General features: G+C 66.9%; 15 protein-coding genes. 8 read left to right on the top strand and 7 right to left on the bottom strand.

The genetic code is table 11. The annotated features are described in order from the left end of the window. Positions 1-15: 15 nt before the first annotated feature. From potA to RWO33_RS03980, 4 genes are all read left to right on the top strand, one after another. Positions 16-1,149: a polyamine ABC transporter ATP-binding protein gene (potA, locus tag RWO33_RS03995; RefSeq protein WP_314102355.1), complete on the top strand. Its 1,134-nt coding sequence runs from the start codon at positions 16-18 to the stop codon at positions 1,147-1,149. Next, positions 1,146-2,057: an ABC transporter permease subunit gene (locus tag RWO33_RS03990; protein WP_314102353.1), complete on the top strand. Its 912-nt coding sequence runs from the start codon at positions 1,146-1,148 to the stop codon at positions 2,055-2,057. The genes potA and RWO33_RS03990 overlap by 4 nt, the downstream gene beginning before the upstream one ends. Further along, positions 2,054-2,899, top strand: a complete 846-nt coding sequence (locus RWO33_RS03985; protein WP_314102351.1) for an ABC transporter permease subunit — start codon at positions 2,054-2,056, stop codon at positions 2,897-2,899. The genes RWO33_RS03990 and RWO33_RS03985 overlap by 4 nt, the downstream gene beginning before the upstream one ends. Before the next feature lie 151 nt (positions 2,900-3,050). Next, positions 3,051-4,415: an NAD-dependent succinate-semialdehyde dehydrogenase gene (locus tag RWO33_RS03980; protein WP_314102349.1), complete on the top strand. Its 1,365-nt coding sequence runs from the start codon at positions 3,051-3,053 to the stop codon at positions 4,413-4,415. Positions 4,416-4,484: 69 nt separating this feature from the next. Here the strand turns inward: RWO33_RS03980 and RWO33_RS03975 are convergent, their stop codons facing one another. The 7 genes from RWO33_RS03975 to miaB all read right to left on the bottom strand — a co-directional run bounded on the left by RWO33_RS03975 (position 4,485) and on the right by miaB (position 11,762). After that, complete coding sequence (locus RWO33_RS03975; protein WP_145478075.1) at positions 4,485-5,480, bottom strand: magnesium and cobalt transport protein CorA; 996 nt, start codon at positions 5,478-5,480, stop codon at positions 4,485-4,487. 15 nt (positions 5,481-5,495) lie between these two features. After that, complete coding sequence (locus RWO33_RS03970) at positions 5,496-6,746, bottom strand: DUF4105 domain-containing protein (RefSeq protein WP_314102346.1); 1,251 nt, start codon at positions 6,744-6,746, stop codon at positions 5,496-5,498. A gap of 8 nt (positions 6,747-6,754) precedes the next feature. Next, the gene (locus RWO33_RS03965; protein ID WP_145478073.1) at positions 6,755-7,636 is read right to left on the bottom strand and encodes a transporter associated domain-containing protein; all 882 of its coding nucleotides are present in this window, start codon (positions 7,634-7,636) and stop codon (positions 6,755-6,757) included. Between the two features lie 64 nt (positions 7,637-7,700). Further along, on the bottom strand, positions 7,701-8,333 hold the full coding sequence (locus tag RWO33_RS03960; RefSeq protein WP_314102344.1) for a hypothetical protein: 633 nt from the start codon (positions 8,331-8,333) through the stop codon (positions 7,701-7,703). A 29-nt stretch (positions 8,334-8,362) separates the two neighbouring features. Continuing rightward, the gene (gene ybeY / locus RWO33_RS03955; protein ID WP_145478072.1) at positions 8,363-8,848 is read right to left on the bottom strand and encodes an rRNA maturation RNase YbeY; all 486 of its coding nucleotides are present in this window, start codon (positions 8,846-8,848) and stop codon (positions 8,363-8,365) included. A 93-nt stretch (positions 8,849-8,941) separates the two neighbouring features. Next, the gene (locus RWO33_RS03950) at positions 8,942-9,922 is read right to left on the bottom strand and encodes a PhoH family protein (RefSeq protein ID WP_314102341.1); all 981 of its coding nucleotides are present in this window, start codon (positions 9,920-9,922) and stop codon (positions 8,942-8,944) included. 382 nt (positions 9,923-10,304) lie between these two features. Then, entirely contained in the window at positions 10,305-11,762 is a 1,458-nt protein-coding gene (gene miaB / locus RWO33_RS03945; protein WP_314102339.1) for a tRNA (N6-isopentenyl adenosine(37)-C2)-methylthiotransferase MiaB, read from the bottom strand. A gap of 244 nt (positions 11,763-12,006) precedes the next feature. Here miaB and RWO33_RS03940 point away from each other — a divergent pair, with 244 nt between their 5' ends. The 4 genes from RWO33_RS03940 (at position 12,007) to RWO33_RS03925 (ending at position 15,829) form a co-directional block, all read left to right on the top strand. After that, on the top strand, positions 12,007-12,954 hold the full coding sequence (locus RWO33_RS03940) for a lytic transglycosylase domain-containing protein (protein WP_314102337.1): 948 nt from the start codon (positions 12,007-12,009) through the stop codon (positions 12,952-12,954). Positions 12,955-13,207: 253 nt separating this feature from the next. Continuing rightward, positions 13,208-13,828 carry a ubiquinol-cytochrome c reductase iron-sulfur subunit gene (gene petA / locus RWO33_RS03935; RefSeq protein WP_145478068.1) on the top strand — a complete coding sequence of 207 codons (621 nt, stop codon included), beginning with the start codon at positions 13,208-13,210 and terminating at the stop codon, positions 13,826-13,828. A 2-nt stretch (positions 13,829-13,830) separates the two neighbouring features. After that, complete coding sequence (locus RWO33_RS03930; RefSeq protein WP_314102333.1) at positions 13,831-15,090, top strand: cytochrome bc complex cytochrome b subunit; 1,260 nt, start codon at positions 13,831-13,833, stop codon at positions 15,088-15,090. Next, entirely contained in the window at positions 15,083-15,829 is a 747-nt protein-coding gene (locus RWO33_RS03925; protein ID WP_314102332.1) for a cytochrome c1, read from the top strand. The genes RWO33_RS03930 and RWO33_RS03925 overlap by 8 nt, the downstream gene beginning before the upstream one ends. The last annotated feature ends 100 nt before the right edge of the window (positions 15,830-15,929 follow it).

The following is a 15,929-nucleotide window of genomic DNA, read 5'->3' as shown; positions in this document are numbered from 1 at the left end:
CCGGAGCCGTTGCCCATGCCATTTGAAGCCAAGCCGGAAGGCGAGGTCGTCCCGGCCCTGGAGCCGGGCTATCTGTCCGTGCGCGCGCTGCGCAAGGAATTCGACGGCTTCGTCGCCCTGGATGACGTCAGCCTGGACGTGCGCAAAGGCGAGATCTTCGCCCTGCTGGGTGGGTCGGGCAGCGGCAAGTCGACCCTGCTGCGCTGCCTGGGTGGTTTCGAGACGCCCACCGCCGGCAGCATCGACCTGGACGGCCAGCGCATCAACGCGCTGCCGCCGTACCAGCGGCCGATCAACATGATGTTCCAGTCCTATGCGCTGTTCCCGCACATGAGCGTGGAGCAGAACATCGCCTTCGGCCTGAAGCAGGACGGGCTGGCCCGCGATGCCATCCGTCGGCGGGTGGGGGAGATGCTGGAACTGGTGCAGTTGCAGGCGCTGGCCAAGCGCAGGCCGCACCAGCTGTCCGGCGGCCAGCAGCAGCGCGTGGCGCTGGCGCGGTCGCTGGCCAAGGGGCCCAAGCTGCTGTTGCTGGACGAGCCGATGGGCGCGCTGGACAAGAAACTGCGCTCGCAGATGCAGATCGAGCTGGTCAACATCATCGAAACGTCCGGCGTGACCTGCGTGATGGTCACCCACGACCAGGAAGAGGCCATGACCATGGCCACCCGCATCGCGGTGATGGATGCGGGCTGGATCCAGCAGGTCGGCAAGCCCGACGAGATCTACGAGCAGCCGGCCAACCGGTTCGTGGCCGGGTTCATCGGTTCGGTCAACCTGTTCGAGGGCGTGATCGACGAAGACCTGCCCGAGTACGTCACCGTGCGCACGCCGCTGTTCCCGGCGCCGATCTACGTCGCCCACGGCATCACCGGCTACGAAGGACAGGAAGTGGCGTTCGCGCTGCGCCCGGAGAAGGTGATGATCGGCAAGGAAGAACCGGCCGGCGACACCAACAAGGCGCAGGGGGTGATCGAGGAGATCGCCTATTTCGGCAGCCATTCGGTCTACCACGTACGGCTGCCCGGCGGGGCCAAGGTGCTCAGCAACTTCGCCAACTCGCAGCGCTGGGCCAGCGACGGCCTGACCTGGGGCGACAGCGTGTGGGTGCACTGGCGCGACAACGACGGCGTGGTGCTCACCTCATGAGCGCCACCGGCTGGAAGCGCTGGCTTCCCGGGACGCGCAGCGGCGTGATCGCCGCGCCGTACCTGTGGCTGCTGCTGTTCTTCGCGGTGCCGTTCGTGATCATCCTGATGATCTCGTTCGCGCGCACCCAGGTCGGCTCGCCGCCGTACACCTGGCTGCTGGAATACGTGGACGGTGCGTTTTCGCTCAAGCTGAGCCTGGGCAACTACGCGGCGTTGGTCAGGGACAGCCAGTATGTGCTGGCCTACCTGAGTTCGATCAAGATCGCGGTGATCGCCACGCTGTTCACCCTGTTGATCGGCTATCCGATGGCGTACGTGATCTCGCGGATGTCGCCGGCGGCGCGCAACGTGGCGATGATGCTGGTGGTGCTGCCGTCCTGGACCTCGTTCCTGATCCGCGTGTATGCCTGGATCGGCATCCTCGACCGCAACGGCCTGCTCAACCAGGTCCTGCTCAAGATCGGGTTGATCGATGCGCCGCTGCAGATCCTGTACACGCCGACCGCCGCGTACATCGGCATCGTCTACTGCTACCTGCCGTTCATGGTGCTGCCGCTGTACGCCAACCTGGTGAAACTGGACCACCGCGTGCTGGAAGCCGCCTACGACCTCGGTGCCAAACCCTGGCAGGCGTTCCTGAAGATCACCCTGCCGCTGTCTCGCACCGGCATCATTGCCGGCTGCATGCTGGTGATGATTCCGGCCGTTGGCGAGTTCGTGATCCCGGAAATGCTGGGCGGACCGGACACGCTGATGATCGGTCGGGTGCTGTGGGGCGAGTTCTTCAACAACCGCGACTGGCCCACCGCCTCGGCCGTGGCGATCGTGATGCTGGCCCTGCTGCTGGTACCGATCCTGCTGTTCAACCGGGTGCAGCAGCGTGCGCTGGAAGGGAAGCTGGCATGAGCATGGTCCGCCGCAACCGGTGGCTGGGCTGGTCGGTGCTGGGGCTGGGCTTCGCTTTCCTGTACCTGCCGATCCTGCTGTTGATGATCTACTCGTTCAACGCATCCAAACTGGCCACGGTGTGGTCGGGTTTCTCCACGCGCTGGTACGGCGAGCTGTTCAACAACCGGCAGATCCTCGACGCGCTGTGGGTCAGCCTAAAAGTGGCGTTCTGGACCGCCAGCGCGGCCACGGTGCTGGGCACCATGGCAGCCATGGTGATGACCCGTTTCAAGCGCTTCCCCGGCAAGACCGTGTTCGGTGCACTGATCACCGCACCGCTGGTGATGCCGGAAGTGATCCTGGGCTTCTCGCTGATGACCCTGCTGGTGGCGATGGGCGGCATTCCCGGTTTCCCCAGCCGCGGCGTGGGCAGCATCTGGATCGCGCACGTGACCTTCACCCTGTCCTTCGTGACCGTGATCGTGTCCTCGCGCCTGCAGGAGCTGGACCGTTCGCTGGAGGAAGCCGCGATGGACCTGGGCGCGAGCCGGCTGAAGGTGTTCTTCCAGATCACCCTGCCGATCATCGCCCCCGCACTCGTGGCAGGCTGGCTGCTGGCCTTCACCCTGTCGCTGGACGATGTGGTGATCGCCAGCTTCGTCGCCGGACCGAACTCGACCACCCTGCCGATGAAGGTGTTCGCGTCGGTACGCATGGGCATCAAGCCGGAGATCAATGCGCTGGCCACGTTGATGGTGCTGGCGGTATCGATCGCGGCGGTGATTGGTTGGTTCATCACTGCGCGAAGCGAGAAGCGGCGCCAGCGTGACATGCAGATGGCGTTGCAGGACAAGGGCTGACGGCTGCCGCGCAGTGCCCGGCGCTACGGCGCCGGGGCGGGTCGCTGCCGAAACGCAATGTCGCACGCGTGTTGCCCTGTCGGCCAGACCCGGCAACATCCGGCTCACGAAGGCAGGCGCAGAATGGTCGCCTGTCTTCTGGAGATGCGCGATGACCGTCGAGATCGTCAACCCCGCCACGGGCGTGGTCACTTACCGTCACGAACTGCTCACGAGCGAGGCCATCGAGCAGCGCCTTGCCGCGGCCGCCGGGGCGTTCCCGAAATGGGCGGGGCAGTCGCTGCAGGCTCGCGGCGTGGTCCTGCGTGGCATCGCGGCCCAGCTGCGCGCGCGCAGGGACGAGATCCAGCGCGCGATGACCAGCGAGATGGGCAAGCTCAAGGGCGAGGCGCTGGCCGAGGTGGAGAAGTGCGCGCTGGCGTGCGAGTACTACGCCGACCACGCTGCCGACTACCTCAAGCCGCAGTTGATCGACACCGAAGCCCAGCGCAGCTATGTGCGCTACGAGCCGATCGGCTGCGTGTTCGCGGTGATGCCGTGGAACTTCCCGATCTGGCAGGTGTTCCGCTTCCTCGCCCCGGCCTTCATGGCCGGCAACGTGGCGCTGCTCAAGCACGCCAGCAACGTGCCGCAGTGCGCCGACCTGATCCTGGCCGCGTGCCGCGACGGTGGCCTGCCCGAAGGCGTGTTCGACGTGCTGCACATCGACAACGACCAGGCCGCCGAGGTGCTGCGCGACAGGCGGGTCAAGGCCGTGACCCTGACCGGCAGCGAGCGGGCAGGGCGTTCGATCGCGGCCAATGCCGGCGACCAGCTGAAGAAATGCGTCATGGAGCTGGGCGGCAGCGATGCGTTCGTGGTGCTGGACGATGCCGACCTGGACAAGACCGTGGCCGCTGCGGTGAAGTCGCGCTTCGACAACAGCGGGCAGACCTGCATTGCGGCCAAGCGCTTCATCGTGGTCGATGCGATCGCCGATGCGTTCGTGGAGAAGTTCGTGGCCGCCGCCGCTGACCGCGTGTATGGCGACCCGCAGGACGAGAAGACCACGCTGGCGCCGATGGCGCGGGCGGATCTGCGCGACGAGCTGCACAAGCAGGTACAGGCCAGCGTGGCCAAGGGTGCGACGGTGCTGCTGGGAGGCGAGCCGGTAGCTGGCACCCATGCCGGCTATCCGGCGACGATCCTGGACAACGTGGTGCCGGGCATGCCCGCGTACGAGGAAGAGCTGTTCGGGCCGGTGGCTGCCATCCTGCGCGTGCGCGACGACGAGGACGCGCTGCGCGTTGCCAACGACACCACCTTCGGCCTGGGTGGCAGCGTGTGGAGCGCCGATGCGGTGCGCGGCGAAGGCATCGCCAAGCGCCTGGAATGCGGTGCCGCCTTCGTCAACGCCATCGTCAAGAGCGACGTACGGCTGCCATTCGGCGGCAGCAAGCGTTCGGGATTCGGCCGTGAGCTGGCTGACCACGGGATCCATGAGTTCATGAACATCAAGACGGTTTACGTGGCGTGATGCGGGTGACGACCAACGGTCGTCACCTACCGGGTCTCGCGGTAGGTATCGACCGTTGGTCGATACGCGCTACAACCAACGCGCGCGCTTGAACAACCCGTACAGCCCGACGCAGATCGCGCCTACCCCGACGATCATCGCCGGGTAGGCCCACGGTTTGTCCAGCTCGGGCATGTGCGCGAAGTTCATGCCGTACCAGCTGGTGATCAGGGTAGGGGCGGCCAGCAGCGCCGCCCAGGCGCCGAGCCGCTTCACGGTTTCGCCCTGCGCCAGGGTCACCAGCGACAGGTTCACGTTCAGCGCCGTCCCCAGCATTTCACGCAGGGTGTCGATCACATCGCTGATCCGCACCGCATGGTCATGCACGTCGCGGATATACAGCTTCACTTCGTCGGGAATCAGCTCGCCGGGGTAGCGGCGCAGCTGCGCCAGCACGTCCTGCAGCGGCGCTACCGCCATGCGCATCTTGTTCAGTTCGCGCTTGAGCTCATACAGCCGCACCACCGTGCTGCGCTGGTAGCTGTCGGCGAAGATGTCCTTTTCCAGCGAATCCAGGGTGTCGCGGAAATCGGTGGTGATCGGCAGGTAGTTGTCGACCACGAAGTCCAGCACGCCATACAGGCAATACGACGCGCCCATGGTCAGCAGCTGCGGCTCGCGCTCGACCCGCGCGCGTACCGGCGCGTAGGAGAGCGATGCGCCGTGTCGCACCGTGACCAGGAAGCGTGGGCCGAGGAAGGCATGGGTCTCGCCGTACTCGATGCGGTCCTGCACCCGCTGCGCGGTGGTCACCACCACGAACAGGGTATTGCCGTAGGCCTCGACCTTGGGCCGCTGGTGCGCGTTGCGCGCATCGTCGATCGCCAGGTCGTGCAGGTTGAACTCTTCCTGCAGCTTCAGCAGCACCGCATCGGCGGGATCGTACAGGCCCACCCAGACGAAGCCATTGTTGCTGGCGATCACATCGCTGATCGCATCCAGCGCGATGTCGTGGCGCTTGCCCTGGTCGTCGTAGTGCACGCAGTTGATGACGCAGGCGGGATTGTCGGTGCTCGTGCTTTCCATGGGCGATATCCTGCGTCAGTGGCCCGTGACAGCCGGGTCACGACGGCCCAGTACCCAGGCCAGCGCTACGTGCAACGGCAGCATCAGCACGATCCACTGCAGGTTGATCTGCGGCTGCAGGGTCAGCCAGTGCAGCACCAGGCCCAGCCCGGACAACGCCGCCACCGACCACGCCAGGACCCGGAACCAGGTGCGCGGGGTGCGCCCGCGCAGCAGGGTGATCGCGCCCGGCAGCAACAGCAGGCACAACGGCGACAGCTGCAGCAGGTTGCGGTTGGCCCAGGCCGCGTGGTGCGCACTGAAGCCCCACAGGAAGGTCAGCAGCGCGCCGGCGATCCCGCAGAACAGCCACACCGGCAGCGCCAGTCCGCCCAGCAGGCGACGCCGGCGGCGCAGCGCGAATACGCCGGCGGCCATCAACAGCCCGCACAGCAGCCAGGGCCACCACTGCCGCGCGGACTCGGCCGGCTCCGGCGCGATCCGGTGCGGAAGCAGTTCCTGCTCGGCCTGCACCAGCGGTCGGCCCTCGCTGTTGCGCACCTCGCGCAGTGCCGCGGCCAGGCGCATCGGCACGAAGGCTTCCTGCCAGCGCGACAGCGGCTGGTCGGCGAACGGGCCCAGGCCGATGTCGAAGCCCAGCCACATCCAGGGCGCAGGCGAGGCCAGGCGCACCGATTCACTGCGGTAGGTGTTGCCGCGCGAGCGCCCGGACAGCTGCGAATGCAGCCCGCCGCCCAACGCACCATCGATCGCGTCGCGCACCATCGTGGCGCAGTTGGCGGTGTAGTAATCGTAGCGGTAGCGCGCGTTTTCCGGGCGGGCGCGGTCGGCCAGCGAAGCGGCCAGCGTGCGGGCCTGCTCGGGCGTGAGGTCCAGCCACTGCAGGTGCGCGCCACGGCCGCTGTCGCGGTAGTAGGACAGGTCCTGTTCCAGCGGCAGGGCGACCAGGTAGTACATCATGTCGCCGCGGATGAAGCGGCTGATGAAGTCGGGTTCGCTCGGGTCGAAGTAGCCGAAGTTGTACGAGGTGGCCGCACCGGTTTCCGGATCGACCACCACGATGGCGTCATGCCCGAAGCGCTCGAAGAAGATTTCGCCGGGTTGCATGGTGACGATGCCGATGCGCGGCGGCGGCGTTTCCGCCGCCGGCGCCGCAACCGGCGCGGGCGCGGGCTCGGGGGCGGCCAGGGCGGCCGCCGGCAGGCTGGCCAGGACCAGCAGGAACAACAGGCGGCACAACGGCCACCGCATTAGCAGGGGCCGCATGGCGTGGGTCAATCCTCGATGGAGGTGTCGGGCGGCAGCACGGTGACGTGGAACGCCTGCACGCGCCGCGCGTCGGCACGGGCGACCCGGAACACGAAGCGGTCCAGGGTCAGTTCGTCGCCGGTTTCGGGCAGGTGGCCGATTGCCTCGGTGACCAGCCCACCGATGGTGTCGTAGTCGTCGTCGGGGAACGCGGCGCCGAAACGCTCGTTGAAATCCCCGATCGGCGTCAACGCATCGACCACGTACTGGCCGTCGGCCTGGATCGCGATCTGCGCGGTGTGGTCTTCGGCCTCGTCATGCTCGTCGTCGATCTCGCCGACGATCTGTTCCAGCACGTCCTCGATGGTGACCAGCCCGGCGACACCGCCGTACTCGTCGACCACGATCGCCATGTGGTTGCGCGACAGGCGGAATTCCTTGAGCAGCACGTTGAGCTTCTTGGCCTCGGGAATCAGCACCGCCGGGCGCAGCAGCTCACGCACGTTGGCCGGACCGTTGTCGGCGACCACGCCGCGCAGCAGGTCCTTGGCCAGCAGCACGCCGAGGATGTCGTCCTTGTTGTCGCCGTGCACCGGGAAGCGCGAATGGCCGGATTCGACCACCTGCTTCATCAGCTCCAGGAACGGCGCCTCCACCGGCAGCGACACCATCTGCGAACGCGAAATCATCACGTCGCCAACGGTCAGCTCGGCGACCGAAATCGCACCTTCCATCATCCGCAGCGTGTCCGCGGCGATCAGGCCGTCGTCATGCGCGGTGTGCAGGACCGCCACCAGCTCGTCGCGGGTGTGGGGTTCGCCGGAGAAGGCGGAGGTCAGGCGTTCGAGCCAGCTGCGCTTCTTTTCATTTTGCTCCGCAACGGAGCCACTACTGTCGTCTTCAGACATCTCTGCAAAAAAGGCACCCGGCGAGCCGGGCGTTGGATCCAGTCTATCAGGATGCGGGCCGCTGTCAGCGGTGGTCCGGCGGGGTGTTCACGGACGGGGGCAGGGTGCCGGCCGGGGCGTCGCCGGGCGGCGGCGCCTGCTCGTCCTCGGCGGGCAGGTCCAGGCTGTAGGTGCAGCCGGCCAGGGTCTTGCCGGGATGGGTCTTGACCGTGGACAGGCTCAGGATGATCGATTCGATCATCGGTTCGCCGGTGCGCGGGTCGGTCACGTCGCGGCTGACCACTTCACGGCCGGCCATGAACTTCTCCGGGGTGTCGACCCCGTCCTCCAGTGCCAGCGCCTTGGCCATCGGCCGCGGGTCGGCCACGTCCAGGATCGCCATGATGCTGGCCCCGGATACCGCCACGTACTCGGTGGATTGGCCGAACACGGTCAACGGCGCAGCCAGGCGGAACTCGCTCATGAACGGGTTGGTCGGCGGCAGTGGCTGCATGCCGCTGGCCACGGCCTTGAGCGGGTCGGCCACCACCGGCGCCACCGCGTCATGGTCGGCCACGCGCTGGCGGCATTCGATCAGGGCCGCCAGGTCCAGCCGTGGGGCGGTGTCGCCCGCAATGGGCGGCGCGGCCGGGGCGGCGTGGACCGGGGCGGACGCCAGGGCCAGCAGGCCCAGGCAGGCAGTGCGCAGGAGGTTCATGCGAAGGAGTCCGTCAGGAAAAGGGCGGCTCAGCGCTCGCCGGCATACGGGTCGGCGATGCCCAGGTCGGCCAGGATCTCGCGCTCCAGCTGTTCCATCGCTTCGGCTTCCTTGTCGTCCTCATGGTCCCAGCCCAGCAGGTGCAGCGCGCCGTGCACGGTCAGGTGCGCATAGTGCGCATTGAGCGCCTTGCCCTGTTCCTCCGCCTCGCTGGCCACCACCGGCGCGCAGATCACCAGGTCACCCAGGAGCGGGAATTTCACCCCCTTGGGCAGGCCTTCCGGCAGCTCGGCCGGGAAGCTCAGCACGTTGGTGGCGTAGTCCTTGCCCCGGTAATGGCGGTTCAGCGACTGGCCTTCCTTCGCGTCGACCAGGCGGATCGCCAGGTCGGCCTCGCGGATGCGGCCCTTCAAGGCGGCCGCCACCCACTTGCGGAAACTCACTGCCGACGGCAACCCGGCCCGGGGCAGGGCATAGCTGACGGCAACATCGAGGCGGACGGGGCCCTTGGTCATGGCAATTCCGGTGTTTCGCTGCAGGAGGGCCGCATTATCGCGCGCCCCGCCGCGACACGCCACGCGTGTCCCGGTGCCGCCCGGATGGCCCCGTCACGCATCCGGCTTCACCTGCTGCAGGTCGCGCCGGTCGTACGCGCCGACGATCCGCGCCACCAGCGGGTGGCGCACCACGTCGCGCGCTTCGAAGAACGTGAAGCTCACCCCGTCCACGTCGCGCAGCACCTCGACGGCATCGCGCAGGCCCGACTTGACGTGCTTGGGCAGGTCGGTCTGGGTCAGGTCGCCGGTCACCACGGCGGTGGAGCCGAAGCCCAGCCGGGTCAGGAACATCTTCATCTGTTCCACCGTGGTGTTCTGCGCTTCGTCCAGGATCACATAGGCATCGTTGAGGGTGCGCCCGCGCATGTAGGCCAGCGGCGCGATCTCGATGACATTCTTCTCCAGCAGCTTGATCACCTTTTCCACGCCGAGCATTTCATACAGGGCGTCATACAGCGGGCGCAGGTACGGGTCGACCTTCTGGCTCAGGTCGCCGGGCAGGAAGCCCAGCTTCTCGCCGGCCTCCACTGCCGGACGCACCAGGATCAGGCGCTGCACGCGCGATTCGTTCAGCGCATCCACCGCGCTGGCCACCGCCAGGAAGGTCTTGCCGGTGCCGGCCGGGCCGATCCCGAAGTTGATGTCATGGGTGGCGATCTGGTGCAGGTAGCGGGCCTGGTTGGCGCCACGCCCGCGCACCGTGCCGCGCTTGACCTTGATTGCGACTTCCTGCGCTTCGTAGCTGCGCTCGACCACGTGCTCCACGTTGGCCTGGTTCAGTCGCAGGTGGATGGCGTGGCTGTCGAAGCGGGTCTCGGCCGCTTCCTGGTACAGCGCTTCGATCAGCGCCTGCGCTTCCTCGGTCACCGCCTTCGGTCCGGTCACCCGGAACACGTGCCCACGGTTGGCGATCTCCACGCCGAGCTTGAGTTCGATCTGGCGCAGGTGTTCGTCGAAGGGGCCGGCCAGGTTGGCCAGGCGTTCGGTGTCTTCGGGGGCCAGGGTGAAGTCGCGATGTGACAGTGCGGTCATTGCGTGCGGCGGCGGCGGGTGGAAAGACAGGGTAGCGCGCGCCCGGAGGCCCCGCCACAGGGCCCGGGTTCTCCACAGCGGCTGTGCAGCAGCGGTGCAGCAACCTGTGGATAGCCGACGGCAGCCCTACTGCGGCAACGCTGCCACAGTCGTGGTCAAAAAATGGACAGGTGCGGCGGGGTTTTCCACACCGGCTGTGGGCGGCTGCGGGAGAAACGTGTGGATAACCGTCGCCACGCCAATGAGGGCAAGGACCCGCCAGGGGTGATCATTTGCTGACCAGCCGCGCAGCCACGCAGCCATGCAGCCACGCAGGGCGTGGCTCTACGTTGGTGGCGGCGATCCCGTAGAGCCACGCCCTGCGTGGCTGCACGGTACCCGATCAGGCAACCACCAGCCGCCCACGCAATGAGTTGCTGTACGCCTCGGTGATCTCCACATCCACCAGCTGCCCGACCAGGCGCGCCTGCCCCGGAAAATTCACCGAGCGCATGTTCTCGGTCTTGCCGGTCAGCTCGTTGGGGTCGCGCCGCGACGGGCCCTCCACCAGCACGGTCTGCACGGTGCCGATCATCGCCTGCGAAATGGCAGCGGCCTGTTCATTGATGCGCGCCTGCAGGCGCGACAGGCGTGCATGCTTTTCCGCGTCGGAAATGGTGTCTTCCAGATCAGCCGCCGGAGTGCCGGGACGGCGCGAATAGATGAAGGAGAAGCTGTGGTCGAAGCCTACGTCTTCGATCAGCTTCATGGTCTTCTCGAAGTCCGCTTCGGTTTCGCCGGGGAAGCCGACGATGAAGTCCGAGCTGATCGAGATGTCCGGGCGCACCGCGCGCAGCTTGCGGATCTTGGCCTTGAACTCCAGCGCGGTGTAGCCGCGCTTCATCGCCGACAGCACGCGGTCGCTGCCGGCCTGTACCGGCAGGTGCAGGAAGTTGGCCAGCTGCGGCACGTCGCGGTACGCATCCACCAGCGAGTCGCTGAATTCAAGCGGGTGCGAGGTGGTGAAGCGGATCCGGTCGACCCCGTCGATCTCGGCGATGGTGCGGATCAGCAGGCCGAGGTCGGCCACCTCGCCCTCTCCATACGGGCCGCGATAGGCATTCACGTTCTGGCCGAGCAGGTTGATCTCGCGCACGCCCTGTGCGGCCAGCTGCGCCACCTCCACCACCACGTCCTCGAACGGGCGGCTGACTTCGGTGCCGCGGGTGTAGGGCACCACGCAGAACGAGCAGTACTTGGAACAGCCTTCCATGATCGACACGAACGCCGAACCGCCTTCGGCGCGGGGCTCGGGCAGGCGGTCGAACTTCTCGATCTCCGGGAAGCTGATGTCGACCTGTGATTTCCCGGATTCGCGGCGCTGGCGGATCAGTTCGGGCAGGCGGTGCAGGGTCTGCGGGCCGAACACCAGGTCCACGTGCGGGGCGCGCTTGATGATCGCCTCGCCTTCCTGCGAGGCCACGCAGCCGCCCACGCCGATGATCACGCCCCGGCCGTTGTTCTTCAGCGCCTTCCAGTACCCGAGCTGGCTGAACACCTTCTCCTGCGCTTTCTCGCGGATCGAGCAGGTGTTCATCAGCAGGACGTCGGCCTCGGCCGGGTCGTCGGTCAGCTCCAGCCCCTCTTCGGCGGCGAGCACGTCGGCCATCTTGCCCGAGTCATACTCGTTCATCTGGCAACCGTGGGTCTTGATGTAGAGCTTGCCGCGCACCGGGCCGGTCACCTGCGGGCGCTCGCCGGGCAGGGGCAGCAGGTCGGGGCGGGGCGACGGGGTGTCACGGGGGGCAGGCACGGGGGTGCCGGCCGAGGTCGGCAGGGTCGAAGCTGGCGTCCCGGTCATGGCGCTTATTCCAGTCGGGTGGGCGGGCAGGCAGCCAGCGGGGGCTGCCGGGTAGCCGCCGATTGTACCCCGGGGGCGGTGGCCACGTAGGTCGTGGCGCTACGGGGCGGGGGTGTCGGGAGGCAGGTCGGGGTGGGTAGAGCCACGCCCTGCGTTGCTGCGATCTGTGACCCCGCGCAGGGTCCAACGTAAAGACGCCGTCAAAGACTTGGCAACGGCGCGCGAAACGGAGACACTCGCGCCCATGAAGGGGATCTTGGGGATCGCTGCGCTGGCCTTGGCTGCGCTGACCGCTACGCCGGCCAGTGCGGGCACGCTGTACAAGTGCGTCGGCGCCGACGGCATTCCCAGCTATGTCAGCAAGCGTGTTTCCGGCGCGAGCTGCAGCGTGGTCAGCAACTACCGCCCCGACCGCAGCACCCCGCGCCGCTACGTCCCACCGCCGACGCCCGCCCCCATGCCGGCCGCGACCGCAGCGGCTCCTGCAGCGCCCGTCGCCGACGGTGCCGGTTCGGCCACGGCACTGGCTCCGACCCCGGCACCGGTCCAGCCCGCCACCGTGCTGACCGCAGCGCCTGCGCCCGCGCCGCGCGGCGCCAAGGCCGGGCGTGTCGTCTCGGGGCAGGTCTACTCCTATATGCAGGATGGCGTGCGCCACTACACCAGCCGGCGCCCGGCGCAGGTGGCCAGCCTGGGCCAGGTCCGCACCATCCACTACAGCTTCATCGAGCGCTGCTACGCGTGCGGCGCCAATCCGGGCGTCAACTTCGGCGCGGTGCGGCTCAACACCACCGCGTTCCAGTCCGAAATCTCCGCCGCCGCGCGCGAGTTCGGGGTTGAAGAGGCGATCGTACGCGCGATCATCCATGCCGAATCGGCCTACAACCCGACCGCGCTCAGCCGCGCCGGCGCGCAGGGCCTGATGCAGCTGATGCCGCCGACCGCGCGCCGCTTCGGTGTCACCGACTCCTACGACGCCGCGCAGAACATCCGCGGCGGCGTGCAGTACCTGTCGTGGCTGCTCAAACGCTTCAATGGCAATCTGACCCTGGCTGCGGCCGGGTACAACGCCGGCGAGGGCGCGGTCGATCGCCACGGGGGCGTGCCGCCCTACAGCGAAACGCAGTACTACGTGAAGCGCGTCGCCCTGTTGGCCGACCGCTATCGCGGCGCCACCGCGTCCACGCAGTAGTACCCACACGCGTTCGGCCGCATTGCGAAGGCCGGCCAACGGCCGGCGCTACCGACGTCGACGCTGGCCGTGGGCCGGTTCGATCAATGTCGGCGATGCCTTGGTAGCGCCGGCCGTTGGCCGGCCCTCGTGCTCTCACCACCATTGTGTCGCCGAGTCAGGTTCCGCTATAGTCGATCAGGATTCATTGTGGACTGGCCCCCACCGGTCTGCTGGCAGCCTCAAGCTACCTAAATCAATATCGGAGTGCCGGATGGCCAACGATGGGGTAAACGATCCAGTCAACACTGGACGTCGACGATTTCTTTCAGCAACCACTGCAGTGGTGGGAGCGGTCGGCGTCGGTTTCGCAGCAGTTCCGTTCATCAAGTCCTGGAATCCCAGTGCCCGCGCCAAGCTGGCCGGTGCGCCCGTGACCGCCGACATCAGCGCGTTGCAGGAAGGCCAGCGACTGGTCATGGAGTGGCGTGGCCAGCCGATCTGGATCGTCAGGCGCTCCAAGGCCATCCTCGAGGCGCTGCCCAGTCTGGATGGGCGCCTGAGGGATCCCGAGTCCAAGGTCGCCGACCAGCAGCCGGCCTACGTCCTCAAGCAGAACCCCGAATTCCGTTCGATCAAGGCCGAGGTCTCGGTCCTTGTCGGGCTGTGCACGCACCTGGGCTGCTCGCCCGAGATGGTGGCCGAGATCCGCCCCGAGCCTTACGACCCGGAATGGAAGGGCGGTTACTTCTGCCCCTGCCACAAGTCCCGGTTCGACATGTCCGGGCGCGTCTTCGATGGCGTTCCGGCGCCGATCAACCTGCTGGTGCCGCCGCACCATTACCAGGATGACAGCACCATCATCATCGGCGTCGATCCGCAGGGGGCAGCCTGATCATGGCCAACATCCTTTCCCGTACCGCCACCGGCGTCGCCGAATGGGTCAACGCCCGCGCGCCCGGGCTGATGCCGGTGTACCGCAAGCACGTGAGCGAGTACTACGCGCCGAAGAACTTCAACCTCTGGTACTACTTCGGCTCGCTGGCCCTGCTGATCTTGGTCAACCAGATCGTGACCGGCATCTTCCTCACCATGCATTACAAGACCAGCGCCGCCGAAGCGTTCGCCTCGGTCGAGTACATCATGCGCGACGTCGAGTGGGGCTGGCTGATCCGCTACATGCACTCCACCGGGGCCTCGCTGTTCTTCATCGTGGTCTACCTGCACATGTTCCGCGGCCTGATGTACGGCAGCTACCAGAAGCCGCGCGAACTGGTCTGGATCCTGGGCATGCTGATCTACCTGGTGCTGATGGCCGAAGCGTTCATGGGCTACGTGCTGCCGTGGGGGCAGATGTCGTTCTGGGGCGCGAAGGTGATCATCTCGCTGTTCGGCGCCATTCCGGTGATCGGCAACGGGCTCACCGAATGGATCATGGGCGACTACCTGCCCAGCGATGCCACCCTCAACCGCTTCTTCGCCCTGCACGTGATCGCGCTGCCGCTGGTGCTGCTGCTGCTGGTGGTGCTGCACCTGGGGGCGCTGCATGAAGTGGGCTCCAACAACCCGGACGGTGTCGAGATCAAGAAGGGTCCGAAGGGCAACCGCTGGTCGGCCACCGCGCCGACCGATGGCATTCCGTTCCATCCGTACTACACGCTCAAGGACGGCGTGGGTGCCGGCTTCCTGCTGGTCCTGGCCGCGTTCATCATCTTCTTCGCGCCGGGCTTCGGCGGGCTGTTCCTGGAGCACGACAACTTCACCGAGGCCAACCGCCTGGTCACGCCCGAGCACATCAAGCCGGTGTGGTACTACACGCCTTACTACGCGATGTTGCGCGTGGTGCCCAACAAACTGGGCGGCGTGATCGTGATGTTCTCGGCGATCGCGATCCTGTTCCTGGTGCCCTGGCTGGACCGCGCACGGGTCAAGTCCTACCGCTACCGCGGCCTGCTGTCGAAGGGTCTGCTGGGCATGTTCGCGGTGTGCTTCATCTGGCTCGGGGTGATTGGTTCGGGCCCCGGTACCGACGCGCATGAAACCTACGTCGGGCGCGTGCTGACCTTCCTCTACTTCGCCTTCTTCATCACCATGCCGATATGGACCAAGCTGGACAGGACCAAGCCGGTACCGGACCGGGTGACCACGCATGACTGACCACTGGATTGTCCGGCTGGCCTGCGCGGCCGCCCTGCTGCTGGCCAGCACCGTGGCCGGTGCCGCCGAAGGCGGCAAGACCCTGCAGGCCGGCAACGACCTGGGCGACCGCGCCTCGCTGCAGCGCGGTGCGCAGCTCTACATGAACTACTGCTCCGGCTGCCATGCGCTGAAGTACCTGCGCTATTCGCGCATGGCGCAGGACCTGGGGCTGAGCGAAGAAGAGGTCATGAACAACCTCAACTTCACCGGCGTGCCGATCGGCGAGCCGGTCCCGGTGACGATGCCCCACGACCAGGCCGAGAAGTGGTTCGGCAAGATGCCGCCGGACCTGAGCCTGATCTCGCGGGTGCGGGGCAGCGACTGGGTCTACACCTACCTGAAGTCGTTCTACCTCGACACCAGCCGGCCGCTGGGCTGGAACAACGCGCTGTTCCCGAACGCGTCCATGCCCAACCCGCTATGGGAAATGCAGGGCCTGCAGCACGCGGTGCTGGGCAAGCCCGAAGCGCCGGGTGCCGATGCACCGGTGACCGGCCTGAAACTGGTCCAGCCCGGGACCCTCGATCCGGGCCAGTACGACCAGGCGGTGCGCGACATCACCAACTTCCTCGAATACGCCGGCGAGCCGGCGGCGTTGAAGCGGCAGCAGCTGGGCGTGTGGGTGGTGCTGTTCCTGGCCCTGCTGACCTTCCTGGTGTATCTGCTGAAAAAGGAGTACTGGAAGGACGTGCACTGAGTCCGTGCGATTGGCATTGCCGATCGATGTGCCTACATCGATCGGCCTATTGGCTTTTGTGATGGGCAGTTGCACACTCGGGTACTGTGACGACTGTCGG

Source organism: uncultured Stenotrophomonas sp., assembly GCF_963519925.1.
GTDB lineage: Bacteria > Pseudomonadota > Gammaproteobacteria > Xanthomonadales > Xanthomonadaceae > Stenotrophomonas > Stenotrophomonas maltophilia_AE.
The sequence above is the reverse complement of the archived record's forward strand: the minus strand, read 5'-3'. Positions and strand labels throughout refer to the sequence as shown.

Bases quoted from the DNA above. Each gene is read 5' to 3' on its own strand.
- RWO33_RS03975 (WP_145478075.1), bottom strand. From the start codon at position 5,480: ATGGAAAGCACGAGCACCGACAATCCCGCCTGCGTCATCAACTGCGTG.
- RWO33_RS03990 (WP_314102353.1), top strand. From the start codon at position 1,146: ATGAGCGCCACCGGCTGGAAGCGCTGGCTTCCCGGGACGCGCAGCGGC.
- potA (WP_314102355.1), top strand. From the start codon at position 16: ATGCCATTTGAAGCCAAGCCGGAAGGCGAGGTCGTCCCGGCCCTGGAG.
- RWO33_RS03925 (WP_314102332.1), top strand. From the start codon at position 15,083: ATGACTGACCACTGGATTGTCCGGCTGGCCTGCGCGGCCGCCCTGCTG.
- RWO33_RS03985 (WP_314102351.1), top strand. From the start codon at position 2,054: ATGAGCATGGTCCGCCGCAACCGGTGGCTGGGCTGGTCGGTGCTGGGG.
- miaB (WP_314102339.1), bottom strand. From the start codon at position 11,762: ATGACCGGGACGCCAGCTTCGACCCTGCCGACCTCGGCCGGCACCCCC.
- RWO33_RS03965 (WP_145478073.1), bottom strand. From the start codon at position 7,636: ATGTCTGAAGACGACAGTAGTGGCTCCGTTGCGGAGCAAAATGAAAAG.
- RWO33_RS03970 (WP_314102346.1), bottom strand. From the start codon at position 6,746: ATGCGGCCCCTGCTAATGCGGTGGCCGTTGTGCCGCCTGTTGTTCCTG.
- RWO33_RS03940 (WP_314102337.1), top strand. From the start codon at position 12,007: ATGAAGGGGATCTTGGGGATCGCTGCGCTGGCCTTGGCTGCGCTGACC.
- petA (WP_145478068.1), top strand. From the start codon at position 13,208: ATGGCCAACGATGGGGTAAACGATCCAGTCAACACTGGACGTCGACGA.
- RWO33_RS03930 (WP_314102333.1), top strand. From the start codon at position 13,831: ATGGCCAACATCCTTTCCCGTACCGCCACCGGCGTCGCCGAATGGGTC.
- ybeY (WP_145478072.1), bottom strand. From the start codon at position 8,848: ATGACCAAGGGCCCCGTCCGCCTCGATGTTGCCGTCAGCTATGCCCTG.
- RWO33_RS03950 (WP_314102341.1), bottom strand. From the start codon at position 9,922: ATGACCGCACTGTCACATCGCGACTTCACCCTGGCCCCCGAAGACACC.
- RWO33_RS03980 (WP_314102349.1), top strand. From the start codon at position 3,051: ATGACCGTCGAGATCGTCAACCCCGCCACGGGCGTGGTCACTTACCGT.
- RWO33_RS03960 (WP_314102344.1), bottom strand. From the start codon at position 8,333: ATGAACCTCCTGCGCACTGCCTGCCTGGGCCTGCTGGCCCTGGCGTCC.